Genomic DNA, 15,004 nt, shown 5'->3' on the forward strand with positions numbered 1-15,004 from the left:
AGCGGAAGTAGTTCAGTGGTAGAACACCACCTTGCCAAGGTGGGGGTCGCGGGTTCGAATCCCGTCTTCCGCTCCAACAGAAGTGCCGGGGTGGCGGAACTGGCAGACGCACAGGACTTAAAATCCTGCGGTAGGTGACTACCGTACCGGTTCGATTCCGGTCCTCGGCACCAAACTTTTTTCACTTAGTGAAAATAAGTATCCTTGAATTGCACAAAAGGTATTAAATTTTGACTGCAGTAAAACAAGAAATAAATAGCGCCCGTAGCTCAATTGGATAGAGCGTTTGACTACGGATCAAAAGGTTAGGGGTTCGAGTCCTCTCGGGCGCGCCATATCGGGGAGTAGCTCAGCTTGGTAGAGCACTTGGTTTGGGACCAAGGGGTCGCAGGTTCAAATCCTGTCTTCCCGACCACTTAATATTTATAATGGGGCCTTAGCTCAGCTGGGAGAGCGCCTGCCTTGCACGCAGGAGGTCAGCGGTTCGATCCCGCTAGGCTCCACTTATAACCTATATAGTTAGATTTTCAAAATGGCGGTGTAGCTCAGCTGGCTAGAGCGTACGGTTCATACCCGTGAGGTCGTGGGTTCGACTCCCTCCGCCGCTACCATTTTGGACCTTTAGCTCAGTTGGTTAGAGCAGACGGCTCATAACCGTCCGGTCGTAGGTTCGAGTCCTACAAGGTCCACCATTATTATAAATATACGGAGGAATACCCAAGTTCGGCTGAAGGGATCGGTCTTGAAAACCGACAGGGGTGTCAAAGCCCGCGGGGGTTCGAATCCCTCTTCCTCCTCCATATTTTATTTCAACTACTGTATAAATTAGTTTCAACATAGTTATTATTATCGCGGGGTGGAGCAGTCTGGTAGCTCGTCGGGCTCATAACCCGAAGGTCGTAGGTTCAAATCCTGCCCCCGCAACCAAATGGTCCCGTGGTGTAGCGGTTAACATGCCTGCCTGTCACGCAGGAGATCGCCGGTTCGATCCCGGTCGGGACCGCCATATTTTGGCTCGGTAGCTCAGTTGGTAGAGCAATGGACTGAAAATCCATGTGTCGGCGGTTCGATTCCGTCCCGAGCCACCATTTATTTTTAATTTAATAATTAGTGTATGCCGGTGTAGCTCAGTTGGTAGAGCAACTGACTTGTAATCAGTAGGTCGTGGGTTCGACTCCTATCGCCGGCACCATTACATTATGGCGGTTGTGGCGAAGTGGTTAACGCACCTGATTGTGGTTCAGGCATTCGTGGGTTCGATTCCCATCAGTCGCCCTTTTTATGCGGGTGTAGTTTAATGGTAAAACCTCAGCCTTCCAAGCTGATGTCGTGGGTTCGATTCCCATCACCCGCTCCATTATATGGGCCTATAGCTCAGCTGGTTAGAGCGCACGCCTGATAAGCGTGAGGTCGATGGTTCGAGTCCATTTAGGCCCACCATATTTATTATTCCACCATAGCTCAGCGGTAGAGCATTCGGCTGTTAACCGAAGGGTCGTAGGTTCGAATCCTACTGGTGGAGCCACTTTTGGAGAAGTACTCAAGTGGCTGAAGAGGCGCCCCTGCTAAGGGTGTAGGTCGTGTAAGCGGCGCGAGGGTTCAAATCCCTCCTTCTCCGCCATATTATTTAAATAATTATGGCCCGTTGGTCAAGCGGTTAAGACACCGCCCTTTCACGGCGGTAACACGGGTTCGAATCCCGTACGGGTCATCTAAAAAACTAGTAACTAATGTTACTAGTTTTTTTGCATTTATATATAATTTTTTGAAACATTTGTTGAGTATACAACGACTTGTTATATAGTAAAAGAAAGGAGGCAAATCATGAGTGAGAGTGAATGGGGAATAAGTGAGATTTATCGAAAACATCATGAACAGGTGTATCAATATTGTTTGTTTTTTACGAGTGACATTTCGTTATCACAAGATTTAACGCAAGAAACTTTTATTAAAGTGGTGAAAAGTATTTCAAACTTAAAAGACACTGCAAAGATTAAGCCATGGATATTAAAGATTGCTAGACATACAATTATGGATCACTATCGTAAAAAGAAATTATTGACTTACTTTAATGACTTTTCTTTTAATAAACAAGTAACTCCAGAAGGAACACCTGAAGAGAGGCTATTTCAAAAAGAAGAGCATATGGAGTTGCAAAGAGCTATCTCTAAATTGAAATTAAAATATCGAAATATTGTTATATATAGAGGGATTTGGGAGTTATCTATTAAAGAGACGGCAGAATTATTAGATTGTCCAGAGACAAAAGTAAGGGTGGATTATCATAGAGCTTTAAAGCAATTAAAAGAAATATTAACTGTAGATGTGGAAGGAGGAATAGCAACCAATGAGCAAAGAAAAAGAGCACAAAATTAATTTTTCCGTTTTATATAATCAAGAAGGCATTAAGCCAGATGAAGAATTTGTTGATGCTTTAGAAGAGAAATTAAATAAACTAGAAAAAAAGCATAAGAATAGGCGAACCTCCATAAAAATACCGTTTCTAACAGCAAGTGCTGTAATCATTGCTGCTATCATTTTTATTAGCTTTATTCAAAGTTCCACTGTGGATAATTTGATAAATAGACCAGCTACAGAGAACCCACAGCCCCCTGTAATAGAAGATAAAAATGAACAAGATAAGGAGATAGATACTCCAAATGATAGTGAGGAGGCTGAGTTTAATTTTGACGAGTTGTTTATTAGATTTTCTAACCTAGAGGAAATTTATAATAATCTAATTGATTCTTATGATGTTGTCCTAGCAAATCACACAATAGGATACTTAAAAGCTTTATCTAATCAAGATATAGAACAAGTTAAAAAATATACTCAATATGCTAATGTCGACCACTTGCTTGAAAAATATAAGCATATTGATTTTCATACAATTGAATTAGTTTACCCGTTTCCTAGTTGGAAGGAACCTAATTTAACTTTTATGTATGAAAAAGATGAAGAATATGTATGGAATCATAGTCTAACTACAGGGATAAAATATACAACGGATATTACCCCTGTTTATCAAGATGAATCAAAGGTTTTAATTAGTGAACGCTTCATTAGGGAACAGGCTAGTTGGAGAGGGATTGATTTTGAAGCCAAAGGAAACAACGATATTACAATCACGTCTTCTTTTGCTCACAGCAATAGCCAGTCACTTGAAGAAGTGAACACTTTAATAGCAACTACTATTGAGTTGATGCAGAGCAAAGTTGCAGTGGATACTAGAGTAGAGGTTTTATATCATATGTACCCTTATTTTAGTATGGTTTTAGTGGATGAGGCTGGGACGGTAGTAGAAGGAACATTAGTTAATGTTGAAAAGCTGTTAATCATGAAGATGTTTGATAGATATGACGATTACACAAATTATGGTTCTCTAGATAGTAGCATTATAGAAAATTTAGATGGTATGCTAGAGTTTGTAAATGAAGTGTATAATTTAGGTTGGACTGAAGTAGATCTAGAACAAGCTTCTTTTTACTTTGATGAGGAGAGGCAAGTTAGGCTTATTGTCGAGGTGAAAGGGGAAACAAAATACCTTCCTTTAACTCACGCGTATTTAAATAGTAAAGCTTCTTATCAATAATAAAAAAATATGCCCGGGTTGTATGAGTGCAATGCACTGATACAACCCGGGCATGTGTTATTTTGTAAGAATGATTGGTTCTCCTTTTGTTACGACAATTGTATGTTCATATTGAGCAACAAAGCTTCTTTCTTTTGTTGTATATGTCCAGCCATCTTCTTTTTCGTACACTTCTTCTGCCCCTGTAGATACGAACGGCTCAAATGCAATAACCATACCCTCTTTGAACAATTCATTATCCCACGGATCAAAATAGTTAAGAATATGGCTAGGTGCTTCGTGTAGCGTACGTCCAACGCCATGGCCAGTTAAATTCTTTATTACTGTGTAACCATGTTTTTTAGCAGTATTGTGTACAGCTTTTCCAACGTTGTTTAGTTTTCCACCTGGACGGAATTTTTTTAGACCTTCATCAAACGCAAGCTTGACTACATCACATAATTTTTCAAGTTCAGGGTCAGCATTCCCAACAACGAAAGATACACCAGTATCAGCGAAGTATCCATCCTTTGAACCGGAAACATCTATGTTAACTAAATCTCCGTCTGCGATTACTCGGTCTCCCGGAATACCGTGAGCTACTTCTTCATTTACACAAATACACGTAAATCCAGGGAAGTCGTACTCTCCTTTTGGACCAGATATGGCACCGTACTGCTCAAACAACTTTCCACCTAATTCATCTATCTCCCTAGTCGTTACTCCAGGTTTCGTAATCTTCACCATTTCATCACGAATGGTTCCGACAATTTTACCAATCTCTTTTAGTTTTGCTAATTCTTGTTCATCTTTAACAATCAAAGTATTTCTTCCTCCTTAATACGAAGCACAGCTAATATGTCATATCTTAATATTTTATCACTTTTTTAGATAACAATAAAATATTATAAAATATGTGTTTTGGTGCAACAATTAATAGAATAACTGAGCATCAATTGCAGCAGTATTTTACCCCCTGAATACAAAAGTCCTACACACAATGGACTATGAGAAAATATTATTCAAAGAATAATAAATGTACTTCTCACACATATGAAAGCGTTATCGAGAAAAAAACTTTTCGACAAAATAAAAGAATATGATGCAGACGTCTGACGAGTGAAAACACTTTCAAAATAAGCCTTTTTATGACAAATCCTTAAATACATACAATGAAAACGTTTGCCCATTTGCCGAAACTATTCGACAAATACTAACACTATGTGAAATTTGTAACATTATGTCTACAAAAACATTTCCGCTGCGAAAGGAATTAATTTATCATAATAGAATATTAGAATAATCAAAACATTCGAACGTAGTGAAAGGATGAAAAACTTTGCAAGTGGTAGCAAATCCAACTGATTTTGAATTGCACTTATTTCACGAAGGAACGTTGTATAAAAGTCATGAGTTATTCGGAGCGCATGTTTTAAAAAGAAGACGTAAATTAGTAGGTACAAGATTTACAGTTTGGGCACCAAATGCAGCAGAAGTTAGACTGATAGGATCGTTTAATAATTGGAACGGAGAGAATACTCCATTACAACGAATAAATAATGAAGGCGTGTGGAGTGTCCTTATAAACGAACAAGATTTATCAGGGGAAATGTATAAATACGAATTGGTAACACAACAAGGTGAGGTCTTACATAAGGCAGATCCATATGCATTTTATTCAGAAGTTAGGCCAAACACGGCTTCCATTGTTTATAGCCTAGACGGATACAAATGGAAAGATGCTAATTGGAGACGGAAGAAAAAACGAATTACAATTTATGAAAAGCCAATGTTTATATACGAACTCCATTTAGCTTCATGGAAAAAGAAAGAGGAGGGGTCACTATTCACCTATTTAGAGCTTATTGATGAACTTATTCCATACATTCAAGAACAAGGTTATACCCATATAGAACTATTGCCAGTCATTGAACATCCGTATGATCGGTCTTGGGGATATCAAGGAACAGGTTATTTTTCCGCTACAAGCAGATACGGTACACCACAAGAATTAATGACATTTATCGATGCCTGTCATCAAGTAGATATTGGAATAATACTTGATTGGGTTCCTGGTCATTTTTGTAAAGATGCACACGGGCTTTACATGTTTGATGGTACACCAACATTTGAGTATACATCTTACAATGATAGAGAAAATGAAGTGTGGGGAACGGCCAACTTTGATTTAGGAAAGCCAGAAGTAAGGAGTTTTCTAATTTCAAATGCTTTATTTTGGATGGAGTATTTTCATATAGACGGCTTTAGAGTAGATGCGGTTTCTAATATCATCTACTGGCCGAATACGAATGAATCTCACGAGAATCCTTTTGCCATTGAATTTCTTAAGAACTTAAACAAAGCAGTATTTGACTATGATTATAGCGCTCTAATGATAGCGGAAGATTCTTCTGATTGGCCACTTGTTACAGCTCCGACATATGAAGGCGGACTTGGCTTTAATTATAAGTGGAACATGGGTTGGATGAATGACATGTTGAATTATATGGAAACTCCGTCGCAAGAACGTTCGATGATACACGATAAAGTGACGTTTTCGTTAATGTACGCTTTTTCCGAAAACTTTGTTTTGCCATTGTCTCATGATGAAGTTGTACACGGGAAAAAGTCACTTCTCAATAAAATGCCTGGTAGTTACGAAGAAAAGTTCGCTCAACTCCGCTTATTATATGGTTATTTTATGACACACCCAGGAAAGAAACTTTTATTTATGGGTGGAGAGTTTGGTCAGTTTGATGAGTGGAAAGATTTAGAACAAGTAGACTGGATGCTTATAGACCAATATGAGTCTCATCGTAATATGAACAAGTATATGAAAGAACTTACTCATTTTTATCTAAATAATCCTTCATTGTTTGAACAAGATCACGCACATAGTGGATTCGAATGGATAGATGCGAACAACCGTGAACAAAGTATTTTCTCTTATATACGCTACGGCAAGAACGCAGGAGATTACACGGTCGTTATATGTAATTTTACTTGTAGAGCTTATCAAAATTTCACTTTAGGCGTTCCGGAAGAATGCGGTTATGAACAAGTTTTTAATAGTGATGATGTTCATTTCGGAGGCACAGGAATTACTAATTTAGACGAAATTGAAGTGAAAAAAGGGGAATATCACGGTAAACCTTATCATATGATGGTCAATGTTGCGCCGTTCGGTGTATGTATGTTGCAACCTGTGAGAAGAAGAGGGGAGAGAAAGTAAAGATGGTCAAGAAGAAATGTGTCGCGATGTTATTAGCAGGTGGAAAAGGAAGCCGTTTAAGTTCATTAACTAAAAATTTAGCGAAACCGGCCGTACCTTTCGGCGGAAAATATAGAATTATCGATTTTGCTTTAAGTAACTGTACGAATTCGGGAATTGATACAGTTGGAGTACTAACTCAATATCAACCACTCGTACTGAACTCTTACATCGGGATTGGAAGTGCATGGGACTTAGACCGTAAAAATGGAGGAGTAACTGTTTTACCTCCATATAGTGAATCTTCTGGTGTTAGATGGTATACGGGAACAGCTAGTGCTATCTATCAAAATATGAACTATTTGCGCCAATATGATCCGGAGTACGTGTTAATTTTATCTGGCGACCATATTTATAAGATGGACTATTCGGCAATGCTGGATTATCACGTTAAACAAGATGCGGACGTTTCTATTTCCGTTATAGAAGTTCCGTGGGAAGAAGCAAGTCGATTTGGGATCATGAATACAAATGAGAAAATGGAAGTAACCGCTTTTGACGAAAAGCCAGCAAATCCAAAAAATAATTTAGCATCGATGGGAGTCTACATTTTTAAATGGTCTATTTTAAAGGAATATTTAGAGATGGATGACCGTAATCCTGAATCAAGTCATGATTTTGGTAAAGATGTCATTCCTCTATTATTGGAAGAAAAGAAACGTTTAATGGCTTATCCATATAAAGGTTACTGGAAAGATGTTGGTACAGTTAAAAGCTTATGGGAAGCAAATATGGATTTACTAGATGAAACGTGTGAATTGAATTTATTTGATTATAATTGGAGAATTTATTCTGTTAATCCAAATCAACAACCACAGTATATTGCACCAAATGCGGAAGTGACGGAATCATTAATTAACGAAGGGTGTGTCATTGAAGGAAAAGTCGATCATTCGGTTGTTTTCCAAGGTGTATCAGTTGGTGAAAACTCCGTTGTACAGCACTCGGTTGTCATGCCAGAGGCGAAAATTGGTAACAATGTTTATATTGAGAGAGCAATTATTCCAGCAGGAATGGTTATTCCAGATGGAGCAATTATTGCCCCTGAAAAAAATGAAGATGAAATTTTACTAGTTTCGGAAGAATTTTTGGCAGTTTAATAGAATAATTGGAGAGGGTGTACTTCCATGAATAAATCAATGTTAGGGATTATAGATGCAACAACACATATAGATGAAATGAGCGAGTTAACGTGGAAACGTTCTTCAGCAGCAGTACCATTTGGAGGTCGTTATCGCTTAATCGACTTTGTCTTATCCAATATGGTTAACTCAGGTATTTCAAGTGTAGCCATTTTTCCTAAATATCAATATCGTTCGTTAATGGACCATCTAGGTTCAGGGAAACAATGGGATTTAAACAGAAAGAGAGACGGATTGTTCTTTTTTCCAAGCTCGGAAAAATCCTTATTAGAAGGAATCGGCTCATTCCAGCAATTCAAGGAGAATGAAGACTTTTTTCTTAGAAGTTCACAGGAGTATGTTGTTTTAGCCAATAGTTACACTGTTTGTAATATGGATTATAGAGTGATGTTAAAAAGACATTTAGACAATAAGTGTGATATTACACATGTACGTCAATTAGGTAAGTCATTAGATGTTTATATATTAGAAAAAACGTTGTTAATTGATTTATTTAAAAATGCTGATACAACAGGTTATCGAAATATTTCGGATTGTATTAGAGATCCAAAATCTGAATTAACCATTTGTGATTATGAATATGAAAGTTTTGTCGCTGTCATCGATTCTGTAAACAGCTACTATCAGAATAGTTTAGCGTTACTTAATCCTACTGTATGGAAACAAATTTTCCGCCGTGAACAGCCAATTTTTACAAAAGTAAAAGATGAACCACCAACTAAGTATTCCAAAGATGCTTACGTGAAAAATTCTATGATTGCTAATGGTGCTATTATACAAGGCCATGTAGAAAACAGTATCATTTTCCGTGGAGTAAAAGTGGAAAAAGGTGCGGTAATTAAGAATAGTATCGTGATGCAAAAAAGTGTTGTGGAAGCGGATGCTGTTTTAGATTGTGTTATTTTAGACAAAGATGTAAAAGTAGAACAAGGTACAGTATTAAAAGGAGAAAATTTTGATCCGTATTTAGTGAAAAAAGGAACAATACAAGGAGCGCTGATGAATTCGTGAAAGTTTTATTTGTCGTCTCGGAATGTGTCCCATTTGCAAAATCCGGCGGACTAGGGGATGTTGCAGGAGCACTGCCAAAAGAGTTGAAAAAACTTGGTACTGATGTACGCGTTATTTTACCAAAATACGGGCAGATTCCAACTAAGTTTAAAGAAAATATGAATCATATAGAGGCAATTACATTATCGGTAGGTTGGAGAAAACAATATTGTGGTATTGAGATGCTTGAGTTCGAAGGCGTGACATACTATTTTATTGATAATGAGTACTATTTTAATCGAGATTCATTATATGGACATTTCGACGATGGGGAGAGATTTGCTTACTTTTGTAGAGCGGTATTAGAGTCTTTACCTATTATTGATTTTATTCCGGATGTTGTTCATTGTCACGATTGGCATACGGGAATGGTTAACTTTTTATTAGAAAAAGAATTCAAATCTGATATTCGTTATAAACGTGTTCAAACTGCTTTTACGATTCATAACCTACAATTTCAAGGAGTCTTCCCTAAAGGAATTTTAGACGATTTACTAAACTTATCTGATGAGTATTTTACAACAGAACAATTAGAGTTTTTCGGTCAAGTGAATTTTATGAAAGCGGCACTTGTGTCATCATCTGTTATCACAACGGTTAGTCCCACTTATAAGGATGAAATTCAAACACCTTACTACGGAGAAATGTTAGATGGAGTTTTAAGGTCAAGAAGCAGTGCGTTAATTGGAATTATTAATGGGATCGATGAAGATATTTATAATCCAAAGCATGATGAAATGATTGTTTCGACGTATGATGCAAAAAATATGGAACGAAAGAAAGATAACAAAGAAGAGTTACAACTTTTGGCTAATTTACCTGTACGTGTGGAAGTACCGATAATTGCGATGGTAACTCGTCTTACGAAACAAAAAGGACTAGACCTAGTAACAGCGGTAATGGAAGAGTTGTTAAAGGAAGATGTACAGTTAGTAGTCCTAGGAACAGGTGAATATGAATTTGAACAATTTTTTGGCTATCTGGCACATCGTTATCCTGATAAAGTAAAAGTATTTATCGGTTTTGACGAAGAACTAGCTCATAAAATTTATGCAGGTTCTGATATGTTTTTAATGCCATCCAAATTTGAGCCGTGTGGTTTAGGGCAACTTATCGCGCTAAGGTACGGCACGATCCCAATCGTTCGTGAAACGGGTGGGCTAAATGATACGGTTCAGTCATATAATGAAGTGACAAAAGATGGGAATGGATTTTCGTTTACAAACTTTAATGCCCACGATATGTTGTTTACGATTTGTCGTGCCATAGCGTGTTACCAAAAGAAAGACGTTTGGCAAAATATTATGTTAGAAGCTATGAATAAAGATTATAGTTGGGCCAAATCAGCTTTTAAGTACAACCAGTTATATTCATCTTTGATTGCTAGGAGTGGAGTACATGTTCTGTAACAAGGAAACATTTAAAACAGTCTTTGCTAATAAAGTGGAGCGGATGTACGGAAAGAGCTTTGCTGAATCAACCCCTAGAGACCATTTTCATGCATTAGGTAGTATGGTCCGTGAATACATTAGTACGAACTGGATTGAGACAAACGAGCGAAACCGAACGACTAACAATAAGCAAGTGTATTACTTGTCGATTGAGTTTTTGTTAGGCAGATTGTTAGGAAATAATTTGTTGAACTTAGGAATAAGAGATTGTGTAAAAGATGGGTTAGAAGAGCTAGGATTAGACCTTCATTCCATTGAAGAAATAGAAGCAGATGCCGGCCTAGGAAATGGTGGACTAGGTCGTCTTGCTGCTTGTTTTCTAGATTCATTAGCTTCTTTAGATTTGCCAGGGCACGGTTGTGGTATACGATATAAACATGGTCTGTTTGACCAGAAATTTGTAGATGGATATCAAGTAGAACTACCTGAACAATGGCTTCGTCACGGAAATGTGTGGGAAGTGCGAAAACCAGATCAAGCGGTAGAAATTCGTTTTTTTGGAAAAGTCGAAACGTATGAAGAAGATGGAAAGACTTTGTTTCGTCATGCTAAAGGGGAAAAGATTACAGCTGTTCCATATGATATGCCAGTAGTGGGATATGAAACATCTAACGTTAATACGCTAAGGTTATGGAGTGCTGAACCAGCTCCATATCCTACGAATAAAGACATATTACAATATAAGCGTGACACAGAAGCAGTGTCAGAGTTTCTTTATCCAGATGATACGCATGATGAAGGAAAGATCCTAAGATTAAAGCAACAATACTTTTTAGTCTCAGCAAGTCTAGGTAGTATTGTGCGTTCCTATAGAAAGAAGAATGGTAGTTTAGTAGACTTGCACGAACGAGTTACGATTCACATTAATGATACGCATCCTGTGCTAGCTATTCCAGAATTAATGAGAATTCTATTAGATGAAGAGGCGATGAGTTGGGAAGAAGCTTGGGAGATTACTAAAAATACGATTTCATACACAAATCATACAACATTATCGGAAGCTTTAGAAAAATGGCCTGTTTCCATTTTTCAACCGTTATTACCTCGTATTTTTATGATAGTAAATGAAATAAATGAGCGCTATTGTCAAGAGTTATGGGATCGATACCCTGGCGACTGGGGACGTATCGAGGAAATGGCTATTATCGCGCATGGGGTTGTTAAGATGGCCCATTTAGCTATTGTCGGTAGCTACAGTGTGAATGGCGTTGCCAAAATTCATACGGAAATTTTAAAAAAACGAGAAATGCGCCTTTTTTACGAAGCATTTCCTGAGAAATTTAATAATAAGACTAACGGAATTACACACCGCAGATGGTTGTTAAAAGCAAACCCACAGTTAACAAAACTAATAACTGATTCTATCGGCACTGCATGGATACATGACACGCGTCATTTAGAGCAGTTGAAGGACTACGTCCATGACCCAAGTTTTCTAGAAAACTTGGCAAACGTTAAAAAAGAGCGGAAACAGATTTTAGCTGACCGCATTTTTAAGCAGCAAGGAATACATGTTGACGTGAATAGTATCTTTGACGTTCAAGTGAAAAGGTTGCATGCGTATAAACGACAGTTGTTGAATGTATTGCATATTATGTATCTATACAATCGCTTAAAAGATGATAGCCACTTCGATATACAGCCGCGTACGTTTATATTCGGTGCAAAAGCGTCGCCTGGCTATTATTATGCGAAGAGGGTAATTAAGTTAATTAACTCGTTAGCAGATAAAGTGAATAATGATCCATTTACGAATGATAGATTAAAAGTTATTTTTCTAGAAAACTATCGGGTATCGTTAGCGGAAGATATTTTCCCAGCTGCTGATGTTAGTGAGCAAATATCAACTGCTAGTAAGGAAGCATCTGGAACTGGAAATATGAAGTTTATGATGAATGGTGCTCTTACGATTGGAACGTTAGATGGAGCAAACGTCGAGATGAAGGAAGAAGTTGGGTCAGAGAACATGTTCTTGTTCGGTTTAACGGCAGAAGAAGTGTTAAACTATTATCAAAATGGGGGATACAGGTCTTCTGAATATTATCATCATGATAAAAGAATTCAACAAGTACTAGAACAATTAATTAATGGCTTTTTCCCGGACGCGCAAGATCACTTTGAGCCAATCTATGATTCTTTATTAATGCAAAACGATGAGTATTTTGTATTGCGCGATTTTGATTCGTATGTAGATGCACAAGCAAAAGTGGATGCATCGTATCGAAATCCGTTAAAATGGTGGACGTTAAGTGGTTTAAACATTGCTTCGTCTGGATATTTTTCAAGCGATAGAACCATTAAGCAGTATGCAGATGAAATATGGGGATTAACGAAAAGTAAATAGAAAGAATGGAAGGCACCTTTACTTTAGGCATATAAAAAGTAAAGGTGTTTTATTATTTGAATCAATTTCATAATTACGGTTCGTTTAGTGAAAAACGAGTTATTTTCCAGGAAAAAGTATAGGTTGTTCGTCTTTTATGCGTTTAAACTAGCAGATAGAGTTATATAATTCGTTTTTCGTAAAGTAATCATACATTATGAAACGGACTCATTTAGGAGGAAAACTTTTCCTTGTTGTGGAATATCATAGAATGTAAATTTGTTCATAGGGGGGACGTATAGGTGGTATGGAAAAACCCTAATAAGATGTCTGTTATTTCTCTTTGGAGCACGGTCATCGTTTTCTCGGCGCTTTGGATTTTTCTTTCATATGTTGATTTTTCAAATGCGTTTGTTATGGTATTGGGTAAATATTTTATTATGGTGGCTTTACCGTTTCTATTAATCAATCCAATAGCTGGTTTTATTTACACGTTTTTTATGGATAAGAGTAGTAAGATTGTGTACGGAATCATTCATTTTGTTTTCATCTGTACGGTCTCAGTGTTTGCCTTTATTTCTATTATGTTTAGATACTTTGTGCCGTTTGGACCGTAATTGTTAGATTAATTTGTAGTAACAAGTTATTAGAGTTTAAGGGGATGTAAGAAATGGAATTGCAATTTGAATTATTAAATGAAAAAAATGCCGTTGACTTAGTTACTTTTTTAACATCATGTAGGTGGCCTTTTCATGGCGATCCTGAGCCAAAGAAAGAAAGCATTTTGGAAAGAATAGAAAAGGGATGGTACGAAGATAATCGCCATACTTTTTGGGTAATAGAAGACGGGAAGAGAATAGGGTTAGTAATTATTTATGATATAAATGACTCTATACCTTTATTTGATATCCGTATTCGTGAAGATATAAGGGGTCGAGGGTTTGGTGCACAATCTGTTAAATGGCTAACAGACTATGTTTTTAATATGGAACCTTCTAAAATAAGATTAGAGGCCCATACGAGAAGTGACAATTATGCAATGAGAAAAACATTACACAAATGTGGTTTTGTTAAAGAAGGTTACTTAAGGTACTCATGGGAAAATGATGACGGAACTATACATGATGCTATTACATATTCCATTATAAGACCCGATTGGGAGAACGAGCTAAGAACGCCGATTCGGTTAGACGATTTAGCATATTGATTTATTTTTGTAGATTACGACATTGATCTATTTAAGAGGCGATTGGAAAATAAAAATTCCATATCGCCTTTTGTTTATAGAAAAAACACTTAGTAAATAATAATCTCATTAGTATTATCTCTCTTGTCACTAACTTCCTTCTCGATTGTTTCAATATACGTATCAATACTATGGTTTTTCACAATGGATCCTTCTCTTCTTATAAAATGAATGGCTTTTGGAACGTGGCGATAATACCACGTTTTTTTTGAAATAGGTCCGTACAATTTAGTCGTCGGTAAAAATGGGACAGCATCTAGTAGATTTACGTATCTGATGGAGGCTGGGCAAACTTTTTTATATTCTTCTACAAATTGCTCATCGCCTACCCTAGGAGCTCCATAATTGTACATGTAAAAGTGATCATGTAATTGATTGCTTCCTATGTCAAAAGCGTTTAGTACCGCAAGCGCCCCTCCTAAACTATGCCCAGTAATAAATAGTGCTTTTTCTTTTGGAAGTGATTTTAGTGTTTCTAAAATTTCGTCCCTTGCTGATTCATAGACAGACAAGAATCCACTGTGTACAAATGGTTTGCTTTTGCAATGTTGGAATGGATGTTGATAAATCTCAGCGTCAGAAACCCAATCTAAGTCAGTGGATGTACCTCTAAATGCAATAATAATCGCATCATCCGACTCTAAAATAAAGCCAAACCACTCTAGATGATGAAAAGACTTTGCTTTGAATTCTTTTACTATATTAAATCCTTTAGGGACGGTGAAAAGTCCATTTTGATGGAACTGGTCGTAAGCTAAACGTGAACACTCCGCTAAAAATAATGCCCATTCTGGAGAATGGTATGGAATAGAACGCATTAAATTCACATCCTTGGTATTTGCTTTTACTAAAATATGTCTGGAATGGGGGAGGAGTGAAAGGAAAAGGGAGGATTGAGTTGAAAAAGTAAAGGTTTTAATAGGAATAGAGGAGGATTAGAATTGAAACAC

The 15,004-nt window shown here is 37.2% G+C and carries 11 protein-coding genes and 18 tRNA genes; 27 read left to right on the forward strand and 2 right to left on the reverse strand.

Features of this window, described 5'->3' with window-relative positions; genetic code table 11:
- Position 1 precedes the first annotated feature (1 nt).
- From CDZ92_RS00005 to CDZ92_RS00100, 20 genes are all read left to right on the forward strand, one after another.
- Positions 2–76: transfer RNA gene (locus CDZ92_RS00005), tRNA-Gly, on the forward strand.
- Between the two features lie 8 nt (positions 77–84).
- Positions 85–173: transfer RNA gene (locus tag CDZ92_RS00010), tRNA-Leu, on the forward strand.
- 85 nt (positions 174–258) lie between these two features.
- A tRNA-Arg gene (locus tag CDZ92_RS00015) sits at positions 259–335 on the forward strand.
- Between the two features lie 3 nt (positions 336–338).
- Positions 339–415: transfer RNA gene (locus CDZ92_RS00020), tRNA-Pro, on the forward strand.
- A gap of 15 nt (positions 416–430) precedes the next feature.
- Positions 431–503: transfer RNA gene (locus tag CDZ92_RS00025), tRNA-Ala, on the forward strand.
- A gap of 31 nt (positions 504–534) precedes the next feature.
- Positions 535–611: transfer RNA gene (locus CDZ92_RS00030), tRNA-Met, on the forward strand.
- Between the two features lie 4 nt (positions 612–615).
- Positions 616–692, forward strand: a tRNA-Ile gene (locus CDZ92_RS00035).
- A gap of 15 nt (positions 693–707) precedes the next feature.
- Positions 708–800: transfer RNA gene (locus CDZ92_RS00040), tRNA-Ser, on the forward strand.
- 50 nt (positions 801–850) lie between these two features.
- Positions 851–927, forward strand: a tRNA-Met gene (locus tag CDZ92_RS00045).
- 3 nt (positions 928–930) lie between these two features.
- Positions 931–1,006 (forward strand) — tRNA-Asp (locus CDZ92_RS00050).
- Between the two features lie 6 nt (positions 1,007–1,012).
- Positions 1,013–1,088, forward strand: a tRNA-Phe gene (locus tag CDZ92_RS00055).
- Between the two features lie 28 nt (positions 1,089–1,116).
- Positions 1,117–1,192, forward strand: a tRNA-Thr gene (locus tag CDZ92_RS00060).
- 10 nt (positions 1,193–1,202) lie between these two features.
- Positions 1,203–1,275 (forward strand) — tRNA-His (locus CDZ92_RS00065).
- An 8-nt stretch (positions 1,276–1,283) separates the two neighbouring features.
- Positions 1,284–1,357 (forward strand) — tRNA-Gly (locus CDZ92_RS00070).
- A 6-nt stretch (positions 1,358–1,363) separates the two neighbouring features.
- A tRNA-Ile gene (locus CDZ92_RS00075) sits at positions 1,364–1,440 on the forward strand.
- 10 nt (positions 1,441–1,450) lie between these two features.
- Positions 1,451–1,525 (forward strand) — tRNA-Asn (locus CDZ92_RS00080).
- A 5-nt stretch (positions 1,526–1,530) separates the two neighbouring features.
- Positions 1,531–1,621, forward strand: a tRNA-Ser gene (locus CDZ92_RS00085).
- Positions 1,622–1,639: 18 nt separating this feature from the next.
- Positions 1,640–1,711: transfer RNA gene (locus CDZ92_RS00090), tRNA-Glu, on the forward strand.
- A gap of 113 nt (positions 1,712–1,824) precedes the next feature.
- On the forward strand, positions 1,825–2,376 hold the full coding sequence (locus CDZ92_RS00095) for an RNA polymerase sigma factor (RefSeq protein WP_096152832.1): 552 nt from the start codon (positions 1,825–1,827) through the stop codon (positions 2,374–2,376).
- On the forward strand, positions 2,348–3,592 hold the full coding sequence (locus CDZ92_RS00100) for a hypothetical protein (RefSeq protein WP_096152833.1): 1,245 nt from the start codon (positions 2,348–2,350) through the stop codon (positions 3,590–3,592). The genes CDZ92_RS00095 and CDZ92_RS00100 overlap by 29 nt, the downstream gene beginning before the upstream one ends.
- Positions 3,593–3,649: 57 nt before the next feature.
- Here CDZ92_RS00100 and map read toward each other — a convergent pair whose 3' ends face one another.
- Positions 3,650–4,393, reverse strand: a complete 744-nt coding sequence (map, locus tag CDZ92_RS00105; protein WP_096152834.1) for a type I methionyl aminopeptidase — start codon at positions 4,391–4,393, stop codon at positions 3,650–3,652.
- Positions 4,394–4,916: 523 nt separating this feature from the next.
- Between map and glgB the strand changes: the two genes are divergently transcribed.
- The 7 genes from glgB (at position 4,917) to CDZ92_RS00140 (ending at position 14,015) form a co-directional block, all read left to right on the forward strand.
- A complete protein-coding gene (gene glgB / locus CDZ92_RS00110; protein WP_141395249.1) occupies positions 4,917–6,803 on the forward strand; it encodes a 1,4-alpha-glucan branching protein GlgB in 1,887 nt (628 codons plus the stop codon).
- Positions 6,804–6,805: 2 nt separating this feature from the next.
- A complete protein-coding gene (locus CDZ92_RS00115) occupies positions 6,806–7,942 on the forward strand; it encodes a glucose-1-phosphate adenylyltransferase (RefSeq protein ID WP_096152835.1) in 1,137 nt (378 codons plus the stop codon).
- 27 nt (positions 7,943–7,969) lie between these two features.
- Positions 7,970–8,995, forward strand: a complete 1,026-nt coding sequence (locus CDZ92_RS00120; protein WP_096152836.1) for a sugar phosphate nucleotidyltransferase — start codon at positions 7,970–7,972, stop codon at positions 8,993–8,995.
- Complete coding sequence (gene glgA / locus CDZ92_RS00125; RefSeq protein WP_096152837.1) at positions 8,992–10,443, forward strand: glycogen synthase GlgA; 1,452 nt, start codon at positions 8,992–8,994, stop codon at positions 10,441–10,443. Before CDZ92_RS00120 ends, glgA begins: the two co-directional genes overlap by 4 nt.
- Positions 10,433–12,829, forward strand: a complete 2,397-nt coding sequence (locus tag CDZ92_RS00130) for a glycogen/starch/alpha-glucan phosphorylase (protein ID WP_096152838.1) — start codon at positions 10,433–10,435, stop codon at positions 12,827–12,829. The genes glgA and CDZ92_RS00130 overlap by 11 nt, the downstream gene beginning before the upstream one ends.
- 281 nt (positions 12,830–13,110) lie before the next feature.
- On the forward strand, positions 13,111–13,425 hold the full coding sequence (locus CDZ92_RS00135; protein WP_096152839.1) for a hypothetical protein: 315 nt from the start codon (positions 13,111–13,113) through the stop codon (positions 13,423–13,425).
- Between the two features lie 53 nt (positions 13,426–13,478).
- Positions 13,479–14,015 carry a GNAT family N-acetyltransferase gene (locus CDZ92_RS00140; protein ID WP_096152840.1) on the forward strand — a complete coding sequence of 179 codons (537 nt, stop codon included), beginning with the start codon at positions 13,479–13,481 and terminating at the stop codon, positions 14,013–14,015.
- An 89-nt stretch (positions 14,016–14,104) separates the two neighbouring features.
- Here the strand turns inward: CDZ92_RS00140 and CDZ92_RS00145 are convergent, their stop codons facing one another.
- Positions 14,105–14,872 (reverse strand): lipase family protein, encoded by a 768-nt coding sequence (locus tag CDZ92_RS00145; protein WP_096152841.1) that lies wholly within the window; start codon positions 14,870–14,872, stop codon positions 14,105–14,107.
- Between the last annotated feature and the right edge of the window lie 132 nt (positions 14,873–15,004).

Origin of the sequence: Bacillus sp. FJAT-45066 (assembly GCF_002335755.1) — a bacterium.
Taxonomy (GTDB): Bacteria; Bacillota; Bacilli; order Bacillales; family Bacillaceae_I; genus Bacillus_CD; species Bacillus_CD alkalisoli.